The organism is Streptococcus thermophilus (assembly GCF_010120595.1).
Classification (GTDB): Bacteria; Bacillota; Bacilli; order Lactobacillales; family Streptococcaceae; genus Streptococcus; species Streptococcus thermophilus.
Genome location: NZ_CP038020.1, coordinates 2,000,794 through 2,018,999, shown reverse-complemented (window position 1 = coordinate 2,018,999; position 18,206 = coordinate 2,000,794). Strand labels below are relative to the sequence as shown.

The following is an 18,206-nucleotide window of genomic DNA, read 5'->3' as shown; positions in this document are numbered from 1 at the left end:
ATGGATATAAAACAGGTTTTATGGATGCACTAACCCTATTGAATTCTGAACCAGATTTGCAATCTTTCAAAGAATTGTTTGAGGAGTGGTGGATTGATTATGAATTTGATCAACGTATCAATGTGCTACTTGGTCAATATCCTTATACCAATTTTGAGGAGAGAATTGATTATGGATTGAAAGAAGAATATGGAACAAGCTATCGTAAAGAAGTTGCAAAAATAATGATTGACGATTTAGTAAACATTAAAACTTATTTACATTTATTGAAAGCATTTCGTTACAAAAATACGGGATGCTTTTTCTGTTCACCCCCAATTTTTGTAACTAGGTAATACTTGAAATTGACACAAATTTGGTTGTTTTTGATAAATCTAAGCAACAATAAGTGATAAAGTGAAAAGGGAGGAATCTGAAAGAAAATGTATCTTTTATAGTACTCATTTTTTTGCGAATTATGATATATTTATTAATTAGGCGGATGAATATTTCTAGAGTTAAATAAAATATGACCGATACATGCTTTTTGGTGTATCTTGTTTGTACTCAAAGTATTAAATGAATATCCAATATTTAAAATTAATAAATATTATACAATGAGATAGAATGCTACAAAATGAAAGGCGATGTAATCCGATGAAGAAAGATAGATTAATTGCATTGACAGATGCTGTTCTAGCAATTATTATGACCATTTTGATTTTAGAGTTAGAAAAACCAACGACACCAAGTCTTCAAGCTTTTTGGGATTTACGGCAAAATTTCTTTGCTTATTTTCTTTCCTTTTTCTGGTTGGGATGGTTATGGATGATACTAAATACATTGTGGGAAAAGGTTGAGAAAATTTCTCAACAAATTGTTTGGTGGAATTTGTTTCTTTTATTTTTTGTTTCATTTATGCCCTATGCTACTGGAATAGTTAGTAGTCATTTCATGAATCATACGGCACAGCTCTTTTATGGACTAATCGTTATTGTTTCAACGGTAGCAAACTGGTTTTTACATAAAGTAATTGATAAACCCAATATGGATCAGAAAGAATTACTTGAAGCTACCGCACAATATAGAAAGTTATTGATACCTGACCTAATAATTAAAGGAGTGGGATTGATTCTATCATTAATTGTCTATCCTCCAATTATGATTTATAGTGTTTTAATTGCGGCATTTTACATCATAATTTTAAAAACACTATCTGAAAAAAGAGTGAATAACTAAAAAATGTTGACCAAAGTTAGGTGTATTATTTTAATGCTTACAGACCTAAACTATTCCCCTATTTATAATATATTGATTCATATTTTTTGAAATTAATCAGTAGATATCGTTCTGAAAAGCCTTGATAATACGCTATTTTTAGTCCAACTGGAACCCATACTTTTCAAACCAGGTCTTAAGAAAAATCGTAAAGTTTTACAATTCTCTAAAAAGAAAAGAATTGACGTTAAGTCAAGTTTTTAGAGTAACAAACGTAGAATTTTAATCTATTTATTTTAAGCACTTACCTTTTCAAATTGATTAGGTGTAAGATACCCTGAACTTTGATGGATTCGTTTTGAATTATAAAAGGCTTCGATGTACCAGAAAATACTCTGATAGGCTTCTTCAAAGTTCTTATATTTAAATTGATACATCCACTCTCTTTTTAAATGTCCATGCCAAGATTCAAGACTGGCATTATGATAAGGGTGTCCCCTTCGACTGAAAGAGTGAGTCATCCCATAATACTTAAGCAACTCTTCATACTCTAGACTCGTATACTGGCTTCCTTGGTCAGAATGAAGAATAACAGCTTCTGGATAGTCTTGTGATTTAATGGCCTTATTTAAAGTTCTTTGCACTAATTCTACAGTCATTCGCTTGCCCAAATCCCAAGCAATGACTGTACAATTAGTTGCTTTACTTAATAAAGACACTTTAAAGACAATGCAATTACTTGGGTTTAACTATAAGGAAGCAATCGGTGAACCTTTAACGGAAGCTTGCTCCAATGCTATAAGAGAGAAGCTTGGTGGTAGAACGAAAGGAAAAAAATCATCTAGATAGCAATGCGGACTTTTTGATATTTTGATGCTTAATTTGTACATTATTGGGTGAAAGTCCACATTATCTATATTATAATTAGTTGAATTGTATGGAATTTTGAGTTTTAGACCCTTATAAAAACATTGGTTTTGTACTTTGTTTATAGTAATACTTAAAACACTAGCGTTGCTAGTATTTTAATGTTGCTTAAAAGCCGTTGACGTAAAGTCGAAATAATATAATAATTCATGTATGGTTAAGATTTAAATAGATTTTCTATTTTATGGAAGGGTAGACAATATTCTTTCAACTAAGTTCTAAAAATAGATAGTTGTGCAAAAAAGATGTATTTTTATACCTCTTTTTGTTCACTCTTCAATTATGCTGTCACTGTCCATTTACTGTCCTATATTGTGTAAAATATATAAAAGTTGTTAAGTTTACTAGTAGTTAAATCCCTTAAAATCAGTATTTATAATGATAACAAGCCTAAAAAATTCTTGGAACAAGTTTTGCATGTTCATCATAATAATTTCTAGATTCCTTTCATATAAAGGGTTTAGCCCCTTCTTGTTACTTTTTGATGCCTTATTTTTCCTAATAGAAGAGACAGTCGATACCTCAACTATTATACCATGTTTAGTTTGAATGACAAAGTGAGAGAGGGTCAAAGAGAATCCGTAATTATAAGAGAGTTAAGTTTGTTTACAACGATGATATCACGAGGCTTTGTTAAAAAGCTGTAGAAGCAATTACAGAAGCCACAAATCCTTGAAGTTTTAAGACTTGTTATGAATAGTGTACAATGCTTAATTGTTAACCTAGTCAACATGTAATTGGAGATAGAAAAGGAGAGAGAAGATGACAATGCAAAAAAGAAATATTTTAGGGATGTCGGACTGCTTATAGTCTTGTGTATGAGTCTCTATACTTATTGTAATTTAAAATTTAACTCTGTTTATTATGCTCAGCATATCCCTCATAAGGAGGGGACAGAAACGGATTTAGTTATGTTGGTAAAGAATGTGGGGTGGATTTATACTCCTAAAATCGACAATATTATATATGATGATGGAACAAACGATATTATAAATACTAAAAGTAAATCTTTTCTAACAAAATCCTTAGGAAGCTTTTTATATGATAAGGATAATATGACTGTTGGTTTTAACAGTACGTTTAGATTTGAGGACGTCAGTTATTTTTCAGAAGAAGCAAAAAAATCAAGTTAATGAATCACAAATTAAACGAGAGATTAAGGAAGATTTTTCCTCAATCATGAAGGTTCATACAAAACCTTTTATCAATCTTCAATGGTTGTTTAATCTACTTTACCGAAGTAGGTTTAATTAGAGAATATAATCCTACAGAATATTTTTGTTGGGTTTATTGGCCTGGATGGCAGAGTGAAAAAAGCATGAGGGGTAATAGGTTTATTTCCTTGGTATTCATGACGGCTAACCTTTGAAAACACCTCGTTTTTATGCTACTATGAAAGTTGTGAAAAAACAGTTACAAGGCTTGACTCAGGTGGAGGTCAAGCAGCGGATAGATGCAGGTAAAACAAATTATTTTAAAGCAAAAGCTGGCTCCAGCAATTGGGAGATTTTTAGGCGTAATGTCTTCAACTCCTTTAATATGCTTAATTTTGCAATCTTTGTGGCCTTGATTGCTGTTCAGGCTTGGTCCAATCTATTTTTCTTCGGGATTATTGTGCTTAATGCCTTTACGGGGATGATGACAGAGTTGCGTGCCCGTCGCATGATTGATAAGCTCAATCTCATGAATCAGGATCAGATTCGTGTGGTGCGTGATGGACAGCTTGTTTCCATCGATCCTAAGGATATTGTCTTAGATGATATCATGCTCTTGTCTGCGGGTGAGCAGGTTCCCAGTGATGCAGTGGTTGTTGATGGAATGGCTGAGCTTAACGAGGCTATGCTGACTGGTGAGAGTGATCAGATTCTAAAGAAAGATGGGAAGGAGTTGCTCTCAGGTTCTTATCTTGTGAGTGGTCAAGTCTATGCTAAGGTCATTAACGTAGCCGAGGACAATTACGCCAACAAGCTTATGTTAGAGGCCAAGACTCATAAGCCAATCGTGTCCTGTATCCTTTATAACATGGACAAGATTGCTAAGTTTACGGGAAAGATTGTTATACCATTTGGGCTTGCACTCTTTTTCGAGGCTTACATGATTAAGCAGCTTTCTCTTCAAGAGTCGGTCGTTACCAGTTCAACAGCCCTTCTGGGAATGTTGCCTAAGGGAATTACCCTTTTGACTATTACATCACTTTTGACGGCTGTCATTAAGCTTGGGATGAAACACATCCTTGTGCAAGAGATGTACTCTGTTGAAACCTTGGCCCGTGTAGATGTGCTTTGTTTAGATAAGACAGGGACGATTACACAAGGAAAGATGACAGTTAAAGGTCTGGAGCTACTGTCAGAGCGTTTTACGAAAGAGGAGTTGGAACGTTTGCTTGCGGCTTATATGCAACATAGCAAGGATAAAAACGCAACAGCTCAGGCTATTCGAAATGCTTATGAGGGTCTGGAACATCATTATCAGGTAGGTGATGTTATTCCATTTTCAAGCAATCGTAAATGGGGTGCTGTGAGCATCAATGGGCTTGGAACTCTCTTTTTGGGAGCACCTGAGATGCTTCTTAAGGAGAATCCTAAAGAAGTCGATAAGGCTCAGGCGCGAGGGTCTCGTGTTTTGATTTTGGCTTGGAGTCAGTCAGGTATTGCCACAGAGACCATGATTTTGCCGAATGATATCGAGGCTTTGACCTTGCTTGAAATTGCCGATCCTATTCGTGAGGATGCTGCAGAAACTCTGGAATACCTGCGTTCAGAAGATGTGACACTTAAGATTATTTCTGGTGACAATCCAGTGACGGTTTCTCATATTGCTCATCAAGCTGGTTTTGCCGATTATCAAAGCTATATTGACTGTTCTAAGGTCAGCGATGAGGAGTTGGAGGCTTTGGCTGAGGATACTGCGATTTTTGGTCGTGTATCTCCGCATCAGAAAAAGTTATTAATCCAAACCCTTAATGCCAATGGGCATACCACGGCTATGACTGGTGACGGTGTCAATGATATCTTGGCACTGCGTGAGGCGGATTGTTCGATTGTTATGGCAGAGGGAGATCCGGCTACACGCCAGATTGCTAACTTGGTGCTAATGGATTCTGAGTTTAAGGACATTCCTGAAATTCTATTTGAGGGACGCCGTGTGGTTAATAATATTGCCCACATTGCACCTATTTTCCTCATTAAAACTGTTTATTCCTTCCTTTTGGGGCTTATCTGTATTGGCAGTATTGTTTTTGGAAAGGCGGAGTACCTCTTGGTCTTTCCATTCATTCAGGTTCAGATGACCTTGGCAGGTCAGTTTATCGAGGGTCTTCCACCATTTGTTTTGACCTTCGAACGTAATATTCGTCCTGTTGAGAAACATTTCCTCAGACGTTCGCTTCAGTTGGCTATTCCTAATGCCTTGATGCTGGTTATCAGTGTTCTTATTTTCCATCTGTCTCAGGTCTATCTTGGTATGAGTAGTACAGACATGCTGACGCTTTCTTATTATATGATGGGATCAACGGGTATTCTTGCCGTTATTCGTGCTTGTATCCCCTTAAATAAGGGGCGTGTGGCCTTGATTATCTACTCAGTCTTTGGCTTCTTAATCAGTTCCTACTATCTTCGAGATGTGATTGCAATCTCAACACTTAATAGCTACACATTGCCAATCTATCTGGTCGCAATGGCTATCTGTACACCGTTTTTCTTCTGGATTAGCTACAAACAAGGTGCTTTCCAAAAAGCACAAAGCAAAACTTAAGCTTGCTAACAGACTTTAGTTTTTTGATAGCTAAATAATAGGAAAATCCTTGATGGGCATTAGGTATGGTACAATAAAGGCATGAAAATAGTAGGGCACTTGACGCCAAAAGTCATTAAAGCTTTTAATTTAGACTACAAGCCTGGTGAAGACATCACGCAGTCTGCACAACGTAAGAAGCATATGGAAAAACATCGCCAGGAATTTAGTGATTTTGATGCCATCTATGAACGTATTCCAGAGATTATTGCTCATCCGGACTATATCGGTCGCCATCCTGATGGCCAGTCCTTGGAATACATCAAACGTATTGATGGTAATGTTTTAGTAGCGGTTACATTATGTGATAAACTTAATGTCCGTACCATGTTTGTGATTAAAGATTCTAAGCTGAAAAACTATCTAAATGCTGGTAGAGCGAAGAAAATGTGATATAACATGGGTAAGGAATAACAACGAGAGCGGAAGAGGTAGCCGCCGCACCTTCGGGACTGAAAGAGATGCAGGACTGTCACCCTGCCGTTGTTTATCAGCCCAAGAAGTCCCTTTCGGGGGCTTTTTTATTTTGTGTAGCTTAGGGGCAAGACTATCTCACTATCTGGATTAGGTATAGACTAATCCTATAGGAGAAGAATTGTCAAAATTAACAGAAAATTCTTGACATCTTTTTAAAAAGGAGTACAATAGTTAGTAAATCAGAAAGTAACTGGTCTTAGATTTTCAGGGAGCCTGCGGTGATTGTGAGTAGGTAATCGAGATGAGTGAACATTGGGCTGATTGGATGATAATGAGAAGGTAACACATATTCTTCTCGGTTGGCACCCCTTACCGTGCAACTCCTTGTTAGAGGAGATAGAGATGATGGTCGTTTTTTTGGAGACCATTAACTGAGGTGGTACCGTGTTAAACTAGATTTAATGCCCTCACAGAGTTTTTCTCTGTGAGGTTTTTTGCTTACTTTTATCTTTAAAGGTCTATTTACCTTAAAGGAGTATTATTTCATTATTCAATGAAAGGTTGGGTATTATGGATGCATTAAACGATATTCGAAGTGATATTGATAATATTGATAGTCAGTTAATTCGACTCCTGGCCCAACGTCAAATACTTGTGGAAAAGGCAGGGCGGCTGAAGCCAAAAGGAGATAAGTCCGCAGTCCGGGCGAATGATCGTGTTGCTCAAGTCATAGCTAACTGTCGCAAGGAGGCACTAGAGCTTGGCTTATCGCCAGATGTGGCTGAAAGTGTTTGGCGAAGCATGATTCAAGCCTTTATTGCTTTGGAAGAGAAAGTAAATAAAGAACACTAATGGTGCCGACACATCCTATAAAGGAGTCTTGTATCAGTCTTATTACTCTCGATAAACCAGTTTGAAAGGAAATACTATGAGAAAAATTTTACCAGCCGATACCTTAACACCAATCTTGGCTTATATGCGTGTTCAAGGGGAACACAAGGTTATCCTTGAATCTATTCCTCGTGAGAAGGAAAATGCACGTTTTTCTATTATTGCCTACAATCCGGTCTTTGAAGTAACCTTCAAGGATGGTGTTCTTTATGAAAATGGTAAGGCGATTGATCAGGATCCTTTCGAATACTTGGACCAAGTAACAGTCAAGGGCATCAAGTCTGACCTACCTTTCGCAGGTGGTGCTATCGGATTTGCAGGTTATGATATGATTGGTCTCTATGAAAATATCGGGGAGATTCCTGAAGATACGATTGGGACACCTGATATGCATTTCTTCATCTATGAGTCTTATTTGATTTTTGATCACAAAAAGGAAAAGGTTTATGTGGTTGAGGACAACATCTACTCTGACCGTGACAACGATGCGGTGCGTCAAGCTCTTGGTCAGGTGGTAACGATCCTACAGACTCAGGCGCCAAACGAGTTTACACCTCAGGCCTTGCAAGCTTTGCAATTTTCGAATCATATCGAAAAAGAGGTCTTCATGGATATGGTGGCTAAGGCTAAGAAACTCATTCGTGAGGGAGATATGTTCCAATGTGTGCTTAGTCAACGCTTTTCAGCGGACTTTGAGGGAGATCCTTTGGATTACTACCGTAACTTGCGCGTGACCAACCCATCAAACTACCTTTATTTCTATGATTTTGGAGATTATCAGGTGATTGGTGCCAGCCCAGAGAGCCTTGTTTCAGTGAAAAATGGAGAGGTGTTCACCAATCCGATTGCTGGAACTCGCCCTCGTGGCGCCAATGAGGCTGAAGATGCTGCCTTGGCGGATGAACTCTCACATGATGTTAAAGAAACTGCGGAACACCGTATGTTGGTTGACTTGGGACGTAATGATATTGGTAAGATTGCCAAAAATGGTACGGTCAAGGTGACCAAGTATATGGCGGTTGAGTATTTCCGCTATGTGATGCACCTTACTAGTGTGGTTAAGGGGCAACTCTTACCGGAGTTGACGTCCCTTGATGCTCTAAAATCAACTCTACCAGCTGGAACCGTGTCAGGAGCACCTAAGATTCGTGCTATGCGTCGTATCTATGAGCTTGAGCAGGAAAAACGTGGTATTTATGCGGGAGCTATTGGTTATCTGTCTGCGACAGGAGATATGGACTTTGCCATTGCTATCCGTACTATGATTCTCAAAAATCAAAAAGCCTATGTTCAGGCAGGTGCAGGTGTTGTCTATGACAGTGTTCCTGAAAATGAATTTTATGAAACGATTAATAAGGCGAAAGCTATGACAAGAATAGGAGATGTCCAATGATTTTACTAGTTGATAACTACGATTCTTTTACCTATAATTTGGCACAATACCTAGGGACATTTACAGAGGTGAAAGTCTTACGTAACGATGATGAGAAGCTCTATGAAGAGGCGGAAAAAGCTTACGGGCTAGTCTTTTCACCGGGTCCAGGTTGGCCAGCTGATGCGGGTAAAATGGAAGCCTTGATTAAGGATTTCGCTGGTAAAAAACCGATGATGGGAATTTGCTTGGGGCACCAGGCTATTGCGGAAACTTTTGGTGGTAAACTTGGCTTGGCTAAGAATGTCATGCATGGCAAACAAAGCAATATTACTTTTGAAACGCCATCGCCAATTTTCAAGGATATTGACAATGATGTCCCAATCATGCGTTACCATTCCATCGTTGTTGACCAAATGCCAGAGGGCTTTGATGTGACAGCCATCACAACTGATGATCAAGAAATCATGGCCATTCAACATAAGGAGCTACCAATTTATGGTTTGCAATATCACCCAGAGAGCATCGGAAGTCCAGATGGTCTCAAGATGGTTGAAAATTTTGTGAAAATTGTTGCAGGCTAGTTGGTTAGTCTTTTGACTAGATAAATCTAGGCTCAAAACATCTCCTAGTGCATCGGAAAATATTGAACCGTCTTTAGAAGGAAAACAGATATGAAAGAAATATTTCTACAAATCTCAAACCGACAAGACTTGTCTCAAGACCAAGTCCAAGCAGTCTTTGACCGCATTCTCAAAAATGAAGTCTCAGAAAGCCAAATCGCTTCCTTCCTTATGGGGCTTAAAATTAAGGGAGAAACATCAGATGAAATCACAGGTATCGTGCGTGCCCTCAAATCACATGCGACGGTCTTGCCTGAGACCTTCACAGATGCTATGTGTAACTGTGGTACTGGTGGAGACCAATCTTATAGCTTTAACATTTCAACAACGGCTTGCTTTGTCCTAGCAGCAGGTGGTATTCGTATGGCTAAGGCTGGTAACCGTTCGATTTCCTCTAAATCTGGTTCGGCAGATGTCCTTGAAGTCCTTGGAATCAACGTTGCGGCATCACCAGAAATCCTATCTAAAGCACTTGACGAGGTTGGTTTGGCCTTTATCTTTGCACAAACCATGCACCCAGCCATGCGTTTTATCGGTCCAGCTCGCCAAGCTCTTGGGATTCCAACGATTATGAACTTGGTTGGGCCACTGGCTAATCCGCTTGACCTTGAGACGCAACTCATGGGGCTCTATCGTGTGGAGCTGCAAGAGATTGTTGCTAATGCTATTCAACAGTTGGGAAGAAAACGTGCGGTTATTATCACAGGTCCTGACAATATGGACGAAGCTGCTCTCTATGGTACTAACACCTACACCCTTTTGGAAGATGGTCACATCAGCCAGCACACCTTTACTTATGAAGATCTGGGTATGGAAAAGGTTGAGTTGTCTGATATCACAGGTGGTGATGCCAAGGAAAATGCAGAGATTCTCCTTAGTGTCTTGAGAAATGAAGCTAGTCCTTATCTTGAAACAACAGTGCTTAATGTAGGTCTTGGTTTCTTTGCCAATGGTAAGGCTGGGACCATTAAAGAAGGTGTTGAGCTTGCTCGTCAATTAATTGCGGACGGATCAGCCCTAGAGAAACTTCGCAAACTCCAAGAGGTACAAGTATGAGTAAAGCTTTTCTTCCAACAATCCTAGAACAAAAAGAAAAAGAAGTGGCCCAGTTGGTCATGGAAGACTTACAGCCCTTGCGTCAGACCTATCGCCTTTATGATTTTCTCAAGTCAAATCAAAACAAGTTGCAAATTATTTCTGAAGTGAAGAAAGCCAGTCCAAGTATGGGTGATATTAACCTAGATGTGGATATTGTAGCTCAGGCCAAGACCTATGAGGAAAATGGGGCAGCCATGATTTCAGTTTTGACTGACGAAGTCTTCTTCAAAGGTGATATTTCCTATTTGAAAGAAATTTCGACACAGGTAGCGATTCCAACCTTGGCTAAGGACTTCATTATTGATGAGAAACAGATTGTGCGTAGCCGTAATGCGGGTGCGACAGTCATTCTCTTGATTGTAGCGGCCTTGCCAGAAGCTCGTCTCAAGGAGCTCTATGATTTTGCGACTAGCCTTGGCTTGGAAGTCTTGGTTGAAACGCATAATCTGCCAGAATTGGAAGTGGCTCACCGTATTGGTGCTGAAATTATCGGAGTAAACAACCGTAATTTGGTGACATTTGAGACAGATATCAATACCAGTCTTGAGTTATCGACGCATTTCAAGGATAAACCTGTTTATATTTCTGAGTCGGCTATTTTTACAGGTCAGGATGCTGCCCTAGTTGCCCCATATTTTAATGGGATTCTGGTAGGAACTGCCCTTATGACGGCTGACAATGTAGCTAAAAAGGTCAAGGAGTTGCAAATTGACAAAGGTTAAAATTTGTGGACTGTCGACACCAGAAGCAGTAGCCACTGCAGTTAAAGCAGGTGCTGACTATATTGGTTTTGTGTTCGCCAAAAGCAAGCGTCAAGTGAGTCTTGAACAAGCTCACGAGTTGGCTAAAGGGGTGACAGGCCAGACAAAAATCGTTGGTGTCTTTGTTTCACCAAGCCTTAAGGAACTGGAAGAAGCGATTAGTCAGGTTCCCTTAGATATCGTTCAGATTCATGGAACTTTTGATGAAGATCTGATTCCAAAGATATCAGTACCAGTTATTCGAGCAATTCAGATTTCGGATGGTGATTCTCAAGTCAAGAGCCAGGCGGGTTATCTTCTTTTTGATGCTCCTATTGCCGGCAGTGGTCAGACCTTTGACTGGCAACTCTTGGCTGACAAGCAGATTGAACAGGACTACTTTATCGCTGGTGGTTTGGCTGTGGATAATGTGGCAGAGGCCAAGGAAACCTTCCATCCCTATGCCTTGGATGTGTCCTCAGGTGTAGAGACAGATGGTTACAAGGATTTAAAGAAGATTAAAGCATTTATAGAAAGAGTGAAAGCATGACATATCAACAACCTGATGCAAAAGGATTTTACGGAAAATTCGGCGGTCAGTTCGTTCCCGAAACGCTGATGACAGCCGTTATTGAATTGGATAAGGCCTATCGTGAAGCCAAAGAAGATTCAAGTTTCCAAGCGAAATTGGATGACCTCCTTAAAAACTATGTTGGCCGTGAAACACCTCTTTACCACGCCAAACGTTTGACAGATCATATCGGTGGAGCGCAAATTTACCTTAAACGTGAAGACCTTAACCACACAGGGGCCCACAAGATTAACAATGCCCTCGGTCAAGTCTTGCTTGCTAAACGTATGGGTAAGAAGAAAATCATCGCCGAAACTGGTGCAGGTCAACACGGTGTCGCAACAGCGACAGCCGCTGCTCTTTTCGACATGGACTGTACCATCTATATGGGTGAGGAAGATGTGAAACGTCAGGCGCTTAACGTTTTCCGTATGGAGTTGCTTGGTGCCAAGGTATTTAGTGTTACAGATGGTTCGCGCGTGCTTAAGGACGCTGTAAATGCTGCTCTTCGTGCTTGGGTAGCAGGTATTGATGACACTCACTACATCATGGGATCTGCCCTTGGTCCTGCACCATTCCCAGAAATTGTTCGTGACTTTCAATCTGTCATCGGTCGTGAAGTCAAACGTCAATATGCAGAAATTTCAGGCGGTAAATTGCCTGATGCTGTAATGGCTTGTATCGGTGGTGGTTCAAATGCTATCGGTATGTTCTACCCATTTGTTAATGATAAATCAGTAGCCATGTATGGTGCTGAGGCTTCTGGTTTGGGGCTTGATACTGAAAAACACGCCGCAACCTTTGCCAAAGGTCGTCCAGGTATCCTTCATGGAGCCCTTATGGATGTCCTCCAAGATGCTCATGGTCAAATCATGGAAGCCTTCTCTATATCAGCTGGTCTGGACTACCCAGGGGTTGGTCCTGAGCACTGTTATTTCAACAAAATAGGACGTGCGACTTACGACTCTATCACAGATGAAGAAGCTCTCGAAGGATTCAAACTTCTGTCACGTTTGGAAGGTATTATCCCAGCTCTTGAGTCTAGCCATGCCATTGCGCTTGCACAAAAAGTGGCAGCTAAGATGTCGCCAGACCAAAGCCTCATCGTCTGCCTCTCAGGTCGTGGGGATAAGGACGTTATGCAGGTTAAAGAACGTTTTGAAGCTGAAGCAGAAGGGAAATAAACCATGACAAAAACACTGACAAAACACCTACAAGCTATCAAAGACAGTAAACGCGGTATTTTCGTGCCCTATATCATGGCTGGTGACCACGCTAAAGGTCTAGACGGACTCTTTGAGACTATTACTCTCTTAGAAAATAGCGGTGTTTCAGCTATCGAGGTGGGTATTCCATGGTCTGACCCAGTGGCTGATGGTCCCATTATTGAACTAGCAGGACAACGTAGTTTGGCTAAAGACGTGACTTTAACAGCTATCATCAAGAAGCTTCAAGAAAAAAAGACACAGGTGCCTTTGGTTATCATGACCTACATCAACCCAGTTTATCAGTATTGTATTGAAGCCTTTGTCAAAGATTTAGCAGAGACTTCTGTCAAGGGGCTCATCATTCCTGATTTGCCAAATGAACATGCTGACTTTATCACTCCTTATTTGAGAGACAGTGACATTGCTCTCGTGCCTTTGGTCAGCTTGACTACAGGCATTGATCGTCAGAAACAGTTGATTGATGGTGCAGAAGGCTTTATCTACGCCGTTGCCATCAATGGTGTTACTGGTAAGACTGGTAATTACCGTGATGACCTTGATAAACACTTATCTAACTTGACTGCCTATGCAGACATTCCAGTTCTCACAGGTTTTGGTGTGTCAACAGAGGAAGACATTAAACGCTTTAATGCTGTGTCAGACGGTGTTATCGTGGGATCAAAAATTGTCCGTGACCTGCACGACGGTAAGGAAGAAGAAGTCGCTGAATTTGTTACATTCGGCTCACATTTTGAAAAATAGCAGATGATGCTCTCCAGAAATGGGGAGTATTTTTCATCAAAAATAAATCTACAAATGTAGATAAAATTCTTGACACCTTTCTATAATAGTGTTAAAACAAATCTACAAATGTAAACAAATAAAAGCATTCAGAAAGGAACTATTATGCTGGCAATTTCATCTGCAGAATGGGAAGTCATGAGAGTGCTCTGGGCTAAGGGGCAAGCGACTTCTTCAGAGATTATAGAGATTCTAGCTAAGAAGCTAGACTGGTCGGCTTCGACAGTTAAGACCTTGATTGGACGTTTGGCGGATAAGGGTTACCTAACCAGTCAGCGTCAAGGACGCGGGTTTATCTATCAAGCTAGCCTAGGTGAAGATGAGGCGAATTTTCAGGCTTTAGAGGCTGTTTTTGACAAGATTTGTTTGACCAAACATAGCGATTTATTGGGTCAACTCATCGCAAAGACACCAATGACGCAAGCTGATGTGGATAAGTTGCAGGCCTTGCTTTTAGCAAAAGCACCTGTGGATCAGGTGGTTTGTGACTGTGTGCCTGGCCAATGCGCTTGTGGGCATCATATGGAGGTGAATTAGAAAATGTCAAAAGAAACTTTTGTGGTTAATGGGATGACTTGTGCGTCCTGTGTGGCCAATGTTGAAAATGCTGTGAATAATTTGGATGGTGTGGACAAGGCTGTTGTTAATCTGACCACGGAAAAAATGTCTGTGGATTACTCTGGGAACAAGGTTAGTCCAGAAGCTATTGAAAAAGCTGTGGCTGACGCTGGTTATGAAGCCCAAGTCTACAATCCAGATACAGCTAAAAGTCAGGAAGAACGTGAAGAAGACAAAATCCACAAGGTGCGTGAGCGCCTCATTTGGTCATCGGTCTTCACCATTCCTCTCTTTTATCTAGCTATGGGGCCAATGGTCGGTTTGCCTGTGCCAAACTTCTTGTCTCCTCACCATGCAGCCTTGAGCTATGCCTTGGTGCTTTTGATTTTGACAGTGCCCGTTATGTGGTTGGGTCGTTCCTTCTATAGTAATGGTTTTCGTACTTTGGCCAAGGGTCACCCTAACATGGACGCCTTGGTAGCCTTGGCAACTTCAGCGGCCTTTCTTTATAGTCTCTTTGGTACTTATCACATTTCTTTGGGGCATGTCCATCACGCCCACCAACTTTATTATGAGTCGGTAGCTGTTATCTTGACCCTGATTACTCTAGGTAAGTATTTTGAAACCCTCTCTAAAGGTCGGACTTCAGATGCTATCAAGAAACTCATGCACTTGTCAGCCAAGGAGGCAACCGTTCTTCGGGACGGTAAGGAAGTCAAGCTTCCTGTGGATAAGGTTGTTCTTGGTGACCATATTGTGGTCAAACCTGGGGAAAAGATAGCCGTGGATGGTCAGGTGATTTCAGGTAGCTCTGCGATTGATGAGAGCATGCTAACAGGTGAGTCCCTCCCTATTGAAAAATCTGTTGGTAAACCAGTGTTTGCAGGTTCTATTAATGGTCAAGGTAGCTTGATTTATGAGGCTGAAAAGATTGGTAAGGACACCTTGCTTTCCCAAATCATTAAATTGGTTGAAGATGCCCAACAAACCAAGGCACCTATTGCCAAGATAGCCGATCAGGTGTCAGCAGTCTTTGTTCCTGTTGTCATGGCTATCGCCTTTGTATCTGGCCTCTTTTGGTACTTTATCATGGGACAAACCTTTACTTTTGCCATGACTGTAGCAGTTAGTGTATTGGTCATTGCTTGTCCATGTGCATTGGGACTTGCGACACCGACAGCTATCATGGTTGGTACAGGGCTTGGCGCTGAGCACGGTATTCTCTACAAGCGTGGGGATGTGCTCGAGCTAGCTCACAAGGCTGACGTCCTCGTTTTTGACAAGACAGGAACCATTACTCAAGGGAAACCTCAGTTGGTTTCTAGCTATACCTATGGCAATAGTGGAGTAGCCGCCTTACAACTTTTGGCATCATTGGAAGCCAAGTCTGAACACCCCTTGAGTCAAGCAATTCTTGTAGCAGCAGAAAATGCTAACTTGGACGTGTTAGAGATGGACAATTTCTCAAGTTTGACTGGACGAGGACTTACTGCCAGCTATGCAGGCAAGACTTATCTAGCTGGGAACCAAACTCTTATGGCAGAGGAAAAAGTCGACTTGACTTCAGCACAAGCTGATTTCCAAAACTTGACAGATGATGGTGAAACTCCTATATTCCTAGCTGAAGATGGCAAGTTAATCGGACTCTTTGGTGTATCCGATCAGGTTAAAGCAGATAGTGCAGATATGGTGGCGGCTCTTCATCAAATGGGCAAGGAAGTCATCATGTTGACTGGTGATAATGACCAAACAGCCCAAGCCATCGCTCAAAAGGTTGGCATCAAACGTGTCATCAGTCAAGTGCTTCCGCAAGAAAAATCTAGAGTGATTAGCGACCTTCAGGTAGAAGGAAAATCAGTCATCATGGTTGGTGATGGTATCAATGATGCCCCAGCCCTTGCGACTGCTGATATCGGTATTGCCATGGGGTCAGGGACAGATATTGCCATGGAAAGTGCGGATATGGTCCTTATGAAACCCAACCTCATGGATGTGGTCAAAGCTTTGAAAATTAGTCAGGCGACTATCACAACGATTAAAGAAAACCTCTTTTGGGCCTTTATCTACAATATCTTGTCTATCCCAGCGGCTATGGGTGTCCTCCACCTCTTTGGAGGTCCCCTTCTTGATCCAATGATAGCAGGATTTGCCATGAGTTTTAGCTCTGTTTCGGTCGTTCTTAATTCTCTGCGTCTCAAGCGCTGCAAAATTTAAGTGTCGATTACTTACAACTCCCGCCGCTTAAGGTGTGTATTAAAAACTAATTAAAGAAAAGGAAGAAAGAAAAATGACAAAAACTTATAAAATCACAGGAATGAAATGCCAAGGATGTGTTAACACCGTTACTGAAAAACTCTCCGCTGTCAAAGGTGTAGACAAGGTCCAAGTTGACCTCGAAAACAAACAAGTCACTATCGAAGGGAAACCTTGGAAATGGTCTCTCAAACTTGCCCTAAAAGGCACTAAGTTCGAGCTTGGTGACGAAATTTAAGACAGGAATGAAACAGCTCTTAGGCTGTTTTTTTTGTCCATAATCTTTTTGAAAAACTCTTCCTTTTGTGATATGATTAGGGTAATTATGTTCTCAAAAAGGAGACTATTCTCTCTTTAAAACTGAGACTAGAAAATCAAGAAAAGAAAACGGTATACCTATGTCTAAACAAACCCTTATCCTTCTCTATGGTGGACGTTCAGCAGAACGTGAAGTGTCTGTACTATCAGCTGAGAGTGTTATGCGTGCGGTAGATTACAACGCATTTGAGGTTAAAACCTACTTTATCACTCAGTCTGGTGATTTTATCAAAACACAAGAATTTATAGAAACCCCAGGTGATGATGAGAAGCTCATGACTAATGACACTGTTGAGGCTAGTCAGGCTATTAAACCAAGCGATATCTACGAAGAAGATGCTGTGGTCTTCCCTGTGCTTCATGGTCCTATGGGTGAGGATGGTTCTATCCAAGGTTTCCTTGAAACCCTCAAGTTGCCATACGTGGGGACCAATGTTCTTTCATCAAGTGTAGCTATGGACAAGATTATGACCAAGCGTATTCTTGAAGTTGCTGGAGTGCCACAGGTTGCCTACACAGGCTACATCGAGGGTGAAGATTTGGAAGCAGCAGTAGCAGAGACACTTGAAAAATTGACCTTCCCAGTTTTTGTCAAACCAGCCAACATGGGGTCATCTGTTGGGATTTCTAAAGCTGAAAATGAATCAGAGCTTCGTTCAGCGATTGATCTTGCTCTCAAATATGATAGCCGTATCTTGATTGAGCAAGGTGTAGTTGCTCGTGAAATCGAAGTTGGTATCCTTGGAAATACGACTGTCAAAACGACTGATCCGGGTGAAGTGGTCAAAGACGTGGCTTTCTATGATTACCAAGCCAAGTACATTGACAATAAGATTACCATGGATATTCCAGCTCGCGTGCCTGTCGAAGTCATGACGCAAATGCGTGCCTATGCGGCCAAGGCCTTTCGTGCTCTAGGGGGTTGCGGTCTTGCCCGCTGTGATTTCTTCCTGACAGAGGATGGAGCCATCTACCTTAATGAGCTCAACACCATGCCAGGTTTCACTCAATGGTCAATGTACCCACTACTTTGGGAAAATATGGGACTCTCTTACTCAGATCTTATCAAGGAATTGGTAGTTTTGGGACAAGAAATGTTCGACAAACGTGAAAGCCATTTGATTTAAGAACGATGATTTATAAGAAAGACATCTTAGTCTCGGAGAAATCTCTGAGATTGAGATGTTTTTTTCTTTATAGAAATCCAGATTGTATTTATATCTTTTCTTTATCACCTTGATAAAAAATACATATTATCCAAAGAAACTCAGCGGTGGTAGAATAAAGCTAACGTTTCAAATAATAATATAAAGCAATTTGTTCGTTTTTGATGAAGATTCACCTATCGTAAATATCGTCAGAGACGAGTGATGGTCAAAGGGCCAGAAGTAGATGTCAGTGGGTGCTCACGGATTTTTACACTCCCTTTATATCTTGTGG

Annotated in this window: 16 protein-coding genes and 2 pseudogenes; 17 read left to right on the top strand and 1 reads right to left on the bottom strand. The window is 40.7% G+C overall.

Annotated features, from left to right (window positions below):
* Positions 1-20: 20 nt before the first annotated feature.
* Positions 21-335, top strand: a complete 315-nt coding sequence (locus tag E3C75_RS10545; protein ID WP_227972274.1) for a hypothetical protein — start codon at positions 21-23, stop codon at positions 333-335.
* Between the two features lie 301 nt (positions 336-636).
* Positions 637-1,218, top strand: coding sequence for a TMEM175 family protein (locus E3C75_RS10540; protein ID WP_084829040.1), 582 nt, complete (start codon positions 637-639; stop codon positions 1,216-1,218).
* A gap of 275 nt (positions 1,219-1,493) precedes the next feature.
* Here the strand turns inward: E3C75_RS10540 and E3C75_RS10535 are convergent.
* A pseudogene (locus E3C75_RS10535) lies at positions 1,494-1,883 on the bottom strand (DDE-type integrase/transposase/recombinase); the annotation flags it as partial.
* A 1,003-nt stretch (positions 1,884-2,886) separates the two neighbouring features.
* Between E3C75_RS10535 and E3C75_RS10530 the strand changes: the two are divergent.
* From E3C75_RS10530 to E3C75_RS10460, 15 genes and pseudogenes are all read left to right on the top strand, one after another.
* Positions 2,887-3,378 (top strand): annotated as a pseudogene (locus E3C75_RS10530) (hypothetical protein).
* Between the two features lie 138 nt (positions 3,379-3,516).
* Entirely contained in the window at positions 3,517-5,877 is a 2,361-nt protein-coding gene (locus E3C75_RS10525) for an HAD-IC family P-type ATPase (RefSeq protein WP_084829231.1), read from the top strand.
* An 81-nt stretch (positions 5,878-5,958) separates the two neighbouring features.
* Positions 5,959-6,309 carry a PBECR3 domain-containing polyvalent protein gene (locus tag E3C75_RS10520; RefSeq protein ID WP_084829037.1) on the top strand — a complete coding sequence of 117 codons (351 nt, stop codon included), beginning with the start codon at positions 5,959-5,961 and terminating at the stop codon, positions 6,307-6,309.
* A 594-nt stretch (positions 6,310-6,903) separates the two neighbouring features.
* A complete protein-coding gene (locus E3C75_RS10515; RefSeq protein WP_084830762.1) occupies positions 6,904-7,185 on the top strand; it encodes a chorismate mutase in 282 nt (93 codons plus the stop codon).
* A gap of 76 nt (positions 7,186-7,261) precedes the next feature.
* On the top strand, positions 7,262-8,617 hold the full coding sequence (gene trpE / locus E3C75_RS10510) for an anthranilate synthase component I (protein ID WP_084830761.1): 1,356 nt from the start codon (positions 7,262-7,264) through the stop codon (positions 8,615-8,617).
* The gene (locus tag E3C75_RS10505; RefSeq protein WP_011681520.1) at positions 8,614-9,180 is read left to right on the top strand and encodes an aminodeoxychorismate/anthranilate synthase component II; all 567 of its coding nucleotides are present in this window, start codon (positions 8,614-8,616) and stop codon (positions 9,178-9,180) included. The genes trpE and E3C75_RS10505 overlap by 4 nt, the downstream gene beginning before the upstream one ends.
* 90 nt (positions 9,181-9,270) lie before the next feature.
* Positions 9,271-10,275 (top strand): anthranilate phosphoribosyltransferase, encoded by a 1,005-nt coding sequence (gene trpD, locus E3C75_RS10500; protein WP_011681519.1) that lies wholly within the window; start codon positions 9,271-9,273, stop codon positions 10,273-10,275.
* Positions 10,272-11,039: an indole-3-glycerol phosphate synthase TrpC gene (gene trpC, locus E3C75_RS10495; RefSeq protein ID WP_011681518.1), complete on the top strand. Its 768-nt coding sequence runs from the start codon at positions 10,272-10,274 to the stop codon at positions 11,037-11,039. The genes trpD and trpC overlap by 4 nt, the downstream gene beginning before the upstream one ends.
* Positions 11,026-11,607 (top strand): phosphoribosylanthranilate isomerase, encoded by a 582-nt coding sequence (locus tag E3C75_RS10490; RefSeq protein ID WP_041827085.1) that lies wholly within the window; start codon positions 11,026-11,028, stop codon positions 11,605-11,607. Before trpC ends, E3C75_RS10490 begins: the two co-directional genes overlap by 14 nt.
* Positions 11,604-12,812 (top strand): tryptophan synthase subunit beta, encoded by a 1,209-nt coding sequence (gene trpB / locus E3C75_RS10485; protein WP_111679678.1) that lies wholly within the window; start codon positions 11,604-11,606, stop codon positions 12,810-12,812. The genes E3C75_RS10490 and trpB overlap by 4 nt, the downstream gene beginning before the upstream one ends.
* 3 nt (positions 12,813-12,815) lie before the next feature.
* Complete coding sequence (trpA, locus tag E3C75_RS10480; protein WP_084830759.1) at positions 12,816-13,598, top strand: tryptophan synthase subunit alpha; 783 nt, start codon at positions 12,816-12,818, stop codon at positions 13,596-13,598.
* Between the two features lie 144 nt (positions 13,599-13,742).
* A complete protein-coding gene (locus E3C75_RS10475) occupies positions 13,743-14,174 on the top strand; it encodes a CopY/TcrY family copper transport repressor (RefSeq protein ID WP_014608622.1) in 432 nt (143 codons plus the stop codon).
* Between the two features lie 3 nt (positions 14,175-14,177).
* The gene (locus E3C75_RS10470; RefSeq protein WP_014608621.1) at positions 14,178-16,409 is read left to right on the top strand and encodes a heavy metal translocating P-type ATPase; all 2,232 of its coding nucleotides are present in this window, start codon (positions 14,178-14,180) and stop codon (positions 16,407-16,409) included.
* Between the two features lie 73 nt (positions 16,410-16,482).
* The gene (gene copZ / locus E3C75_RS10465; RefSeq protein WP_004197587.1) at positions 16,483-16,686 is read left to right on the top strand and encodes a copper chaperone CopZ; all 204 of its coding nucleotides are present in this window, start codon (positions 16,483-16,485) and stop codon (positions 16,684-16,686) included.
* Positions 16,687-16,846: 160 nt separating this feature from the next.
* Positions 16,847-17,893 (top strand): D-alanine--D-alanine ligase, encoded by a 1,047-nt coding sequence (locus tag E3C75_RS10460; RefSeq protein WP_011681512.1) that lies wholly within the window; start codon positions 16,847-16,849, stop codon positions 17,891-17,893.
* The last annotated feature ends 313 nt before the right edge of the window (positions 17,894-18,206 follow it).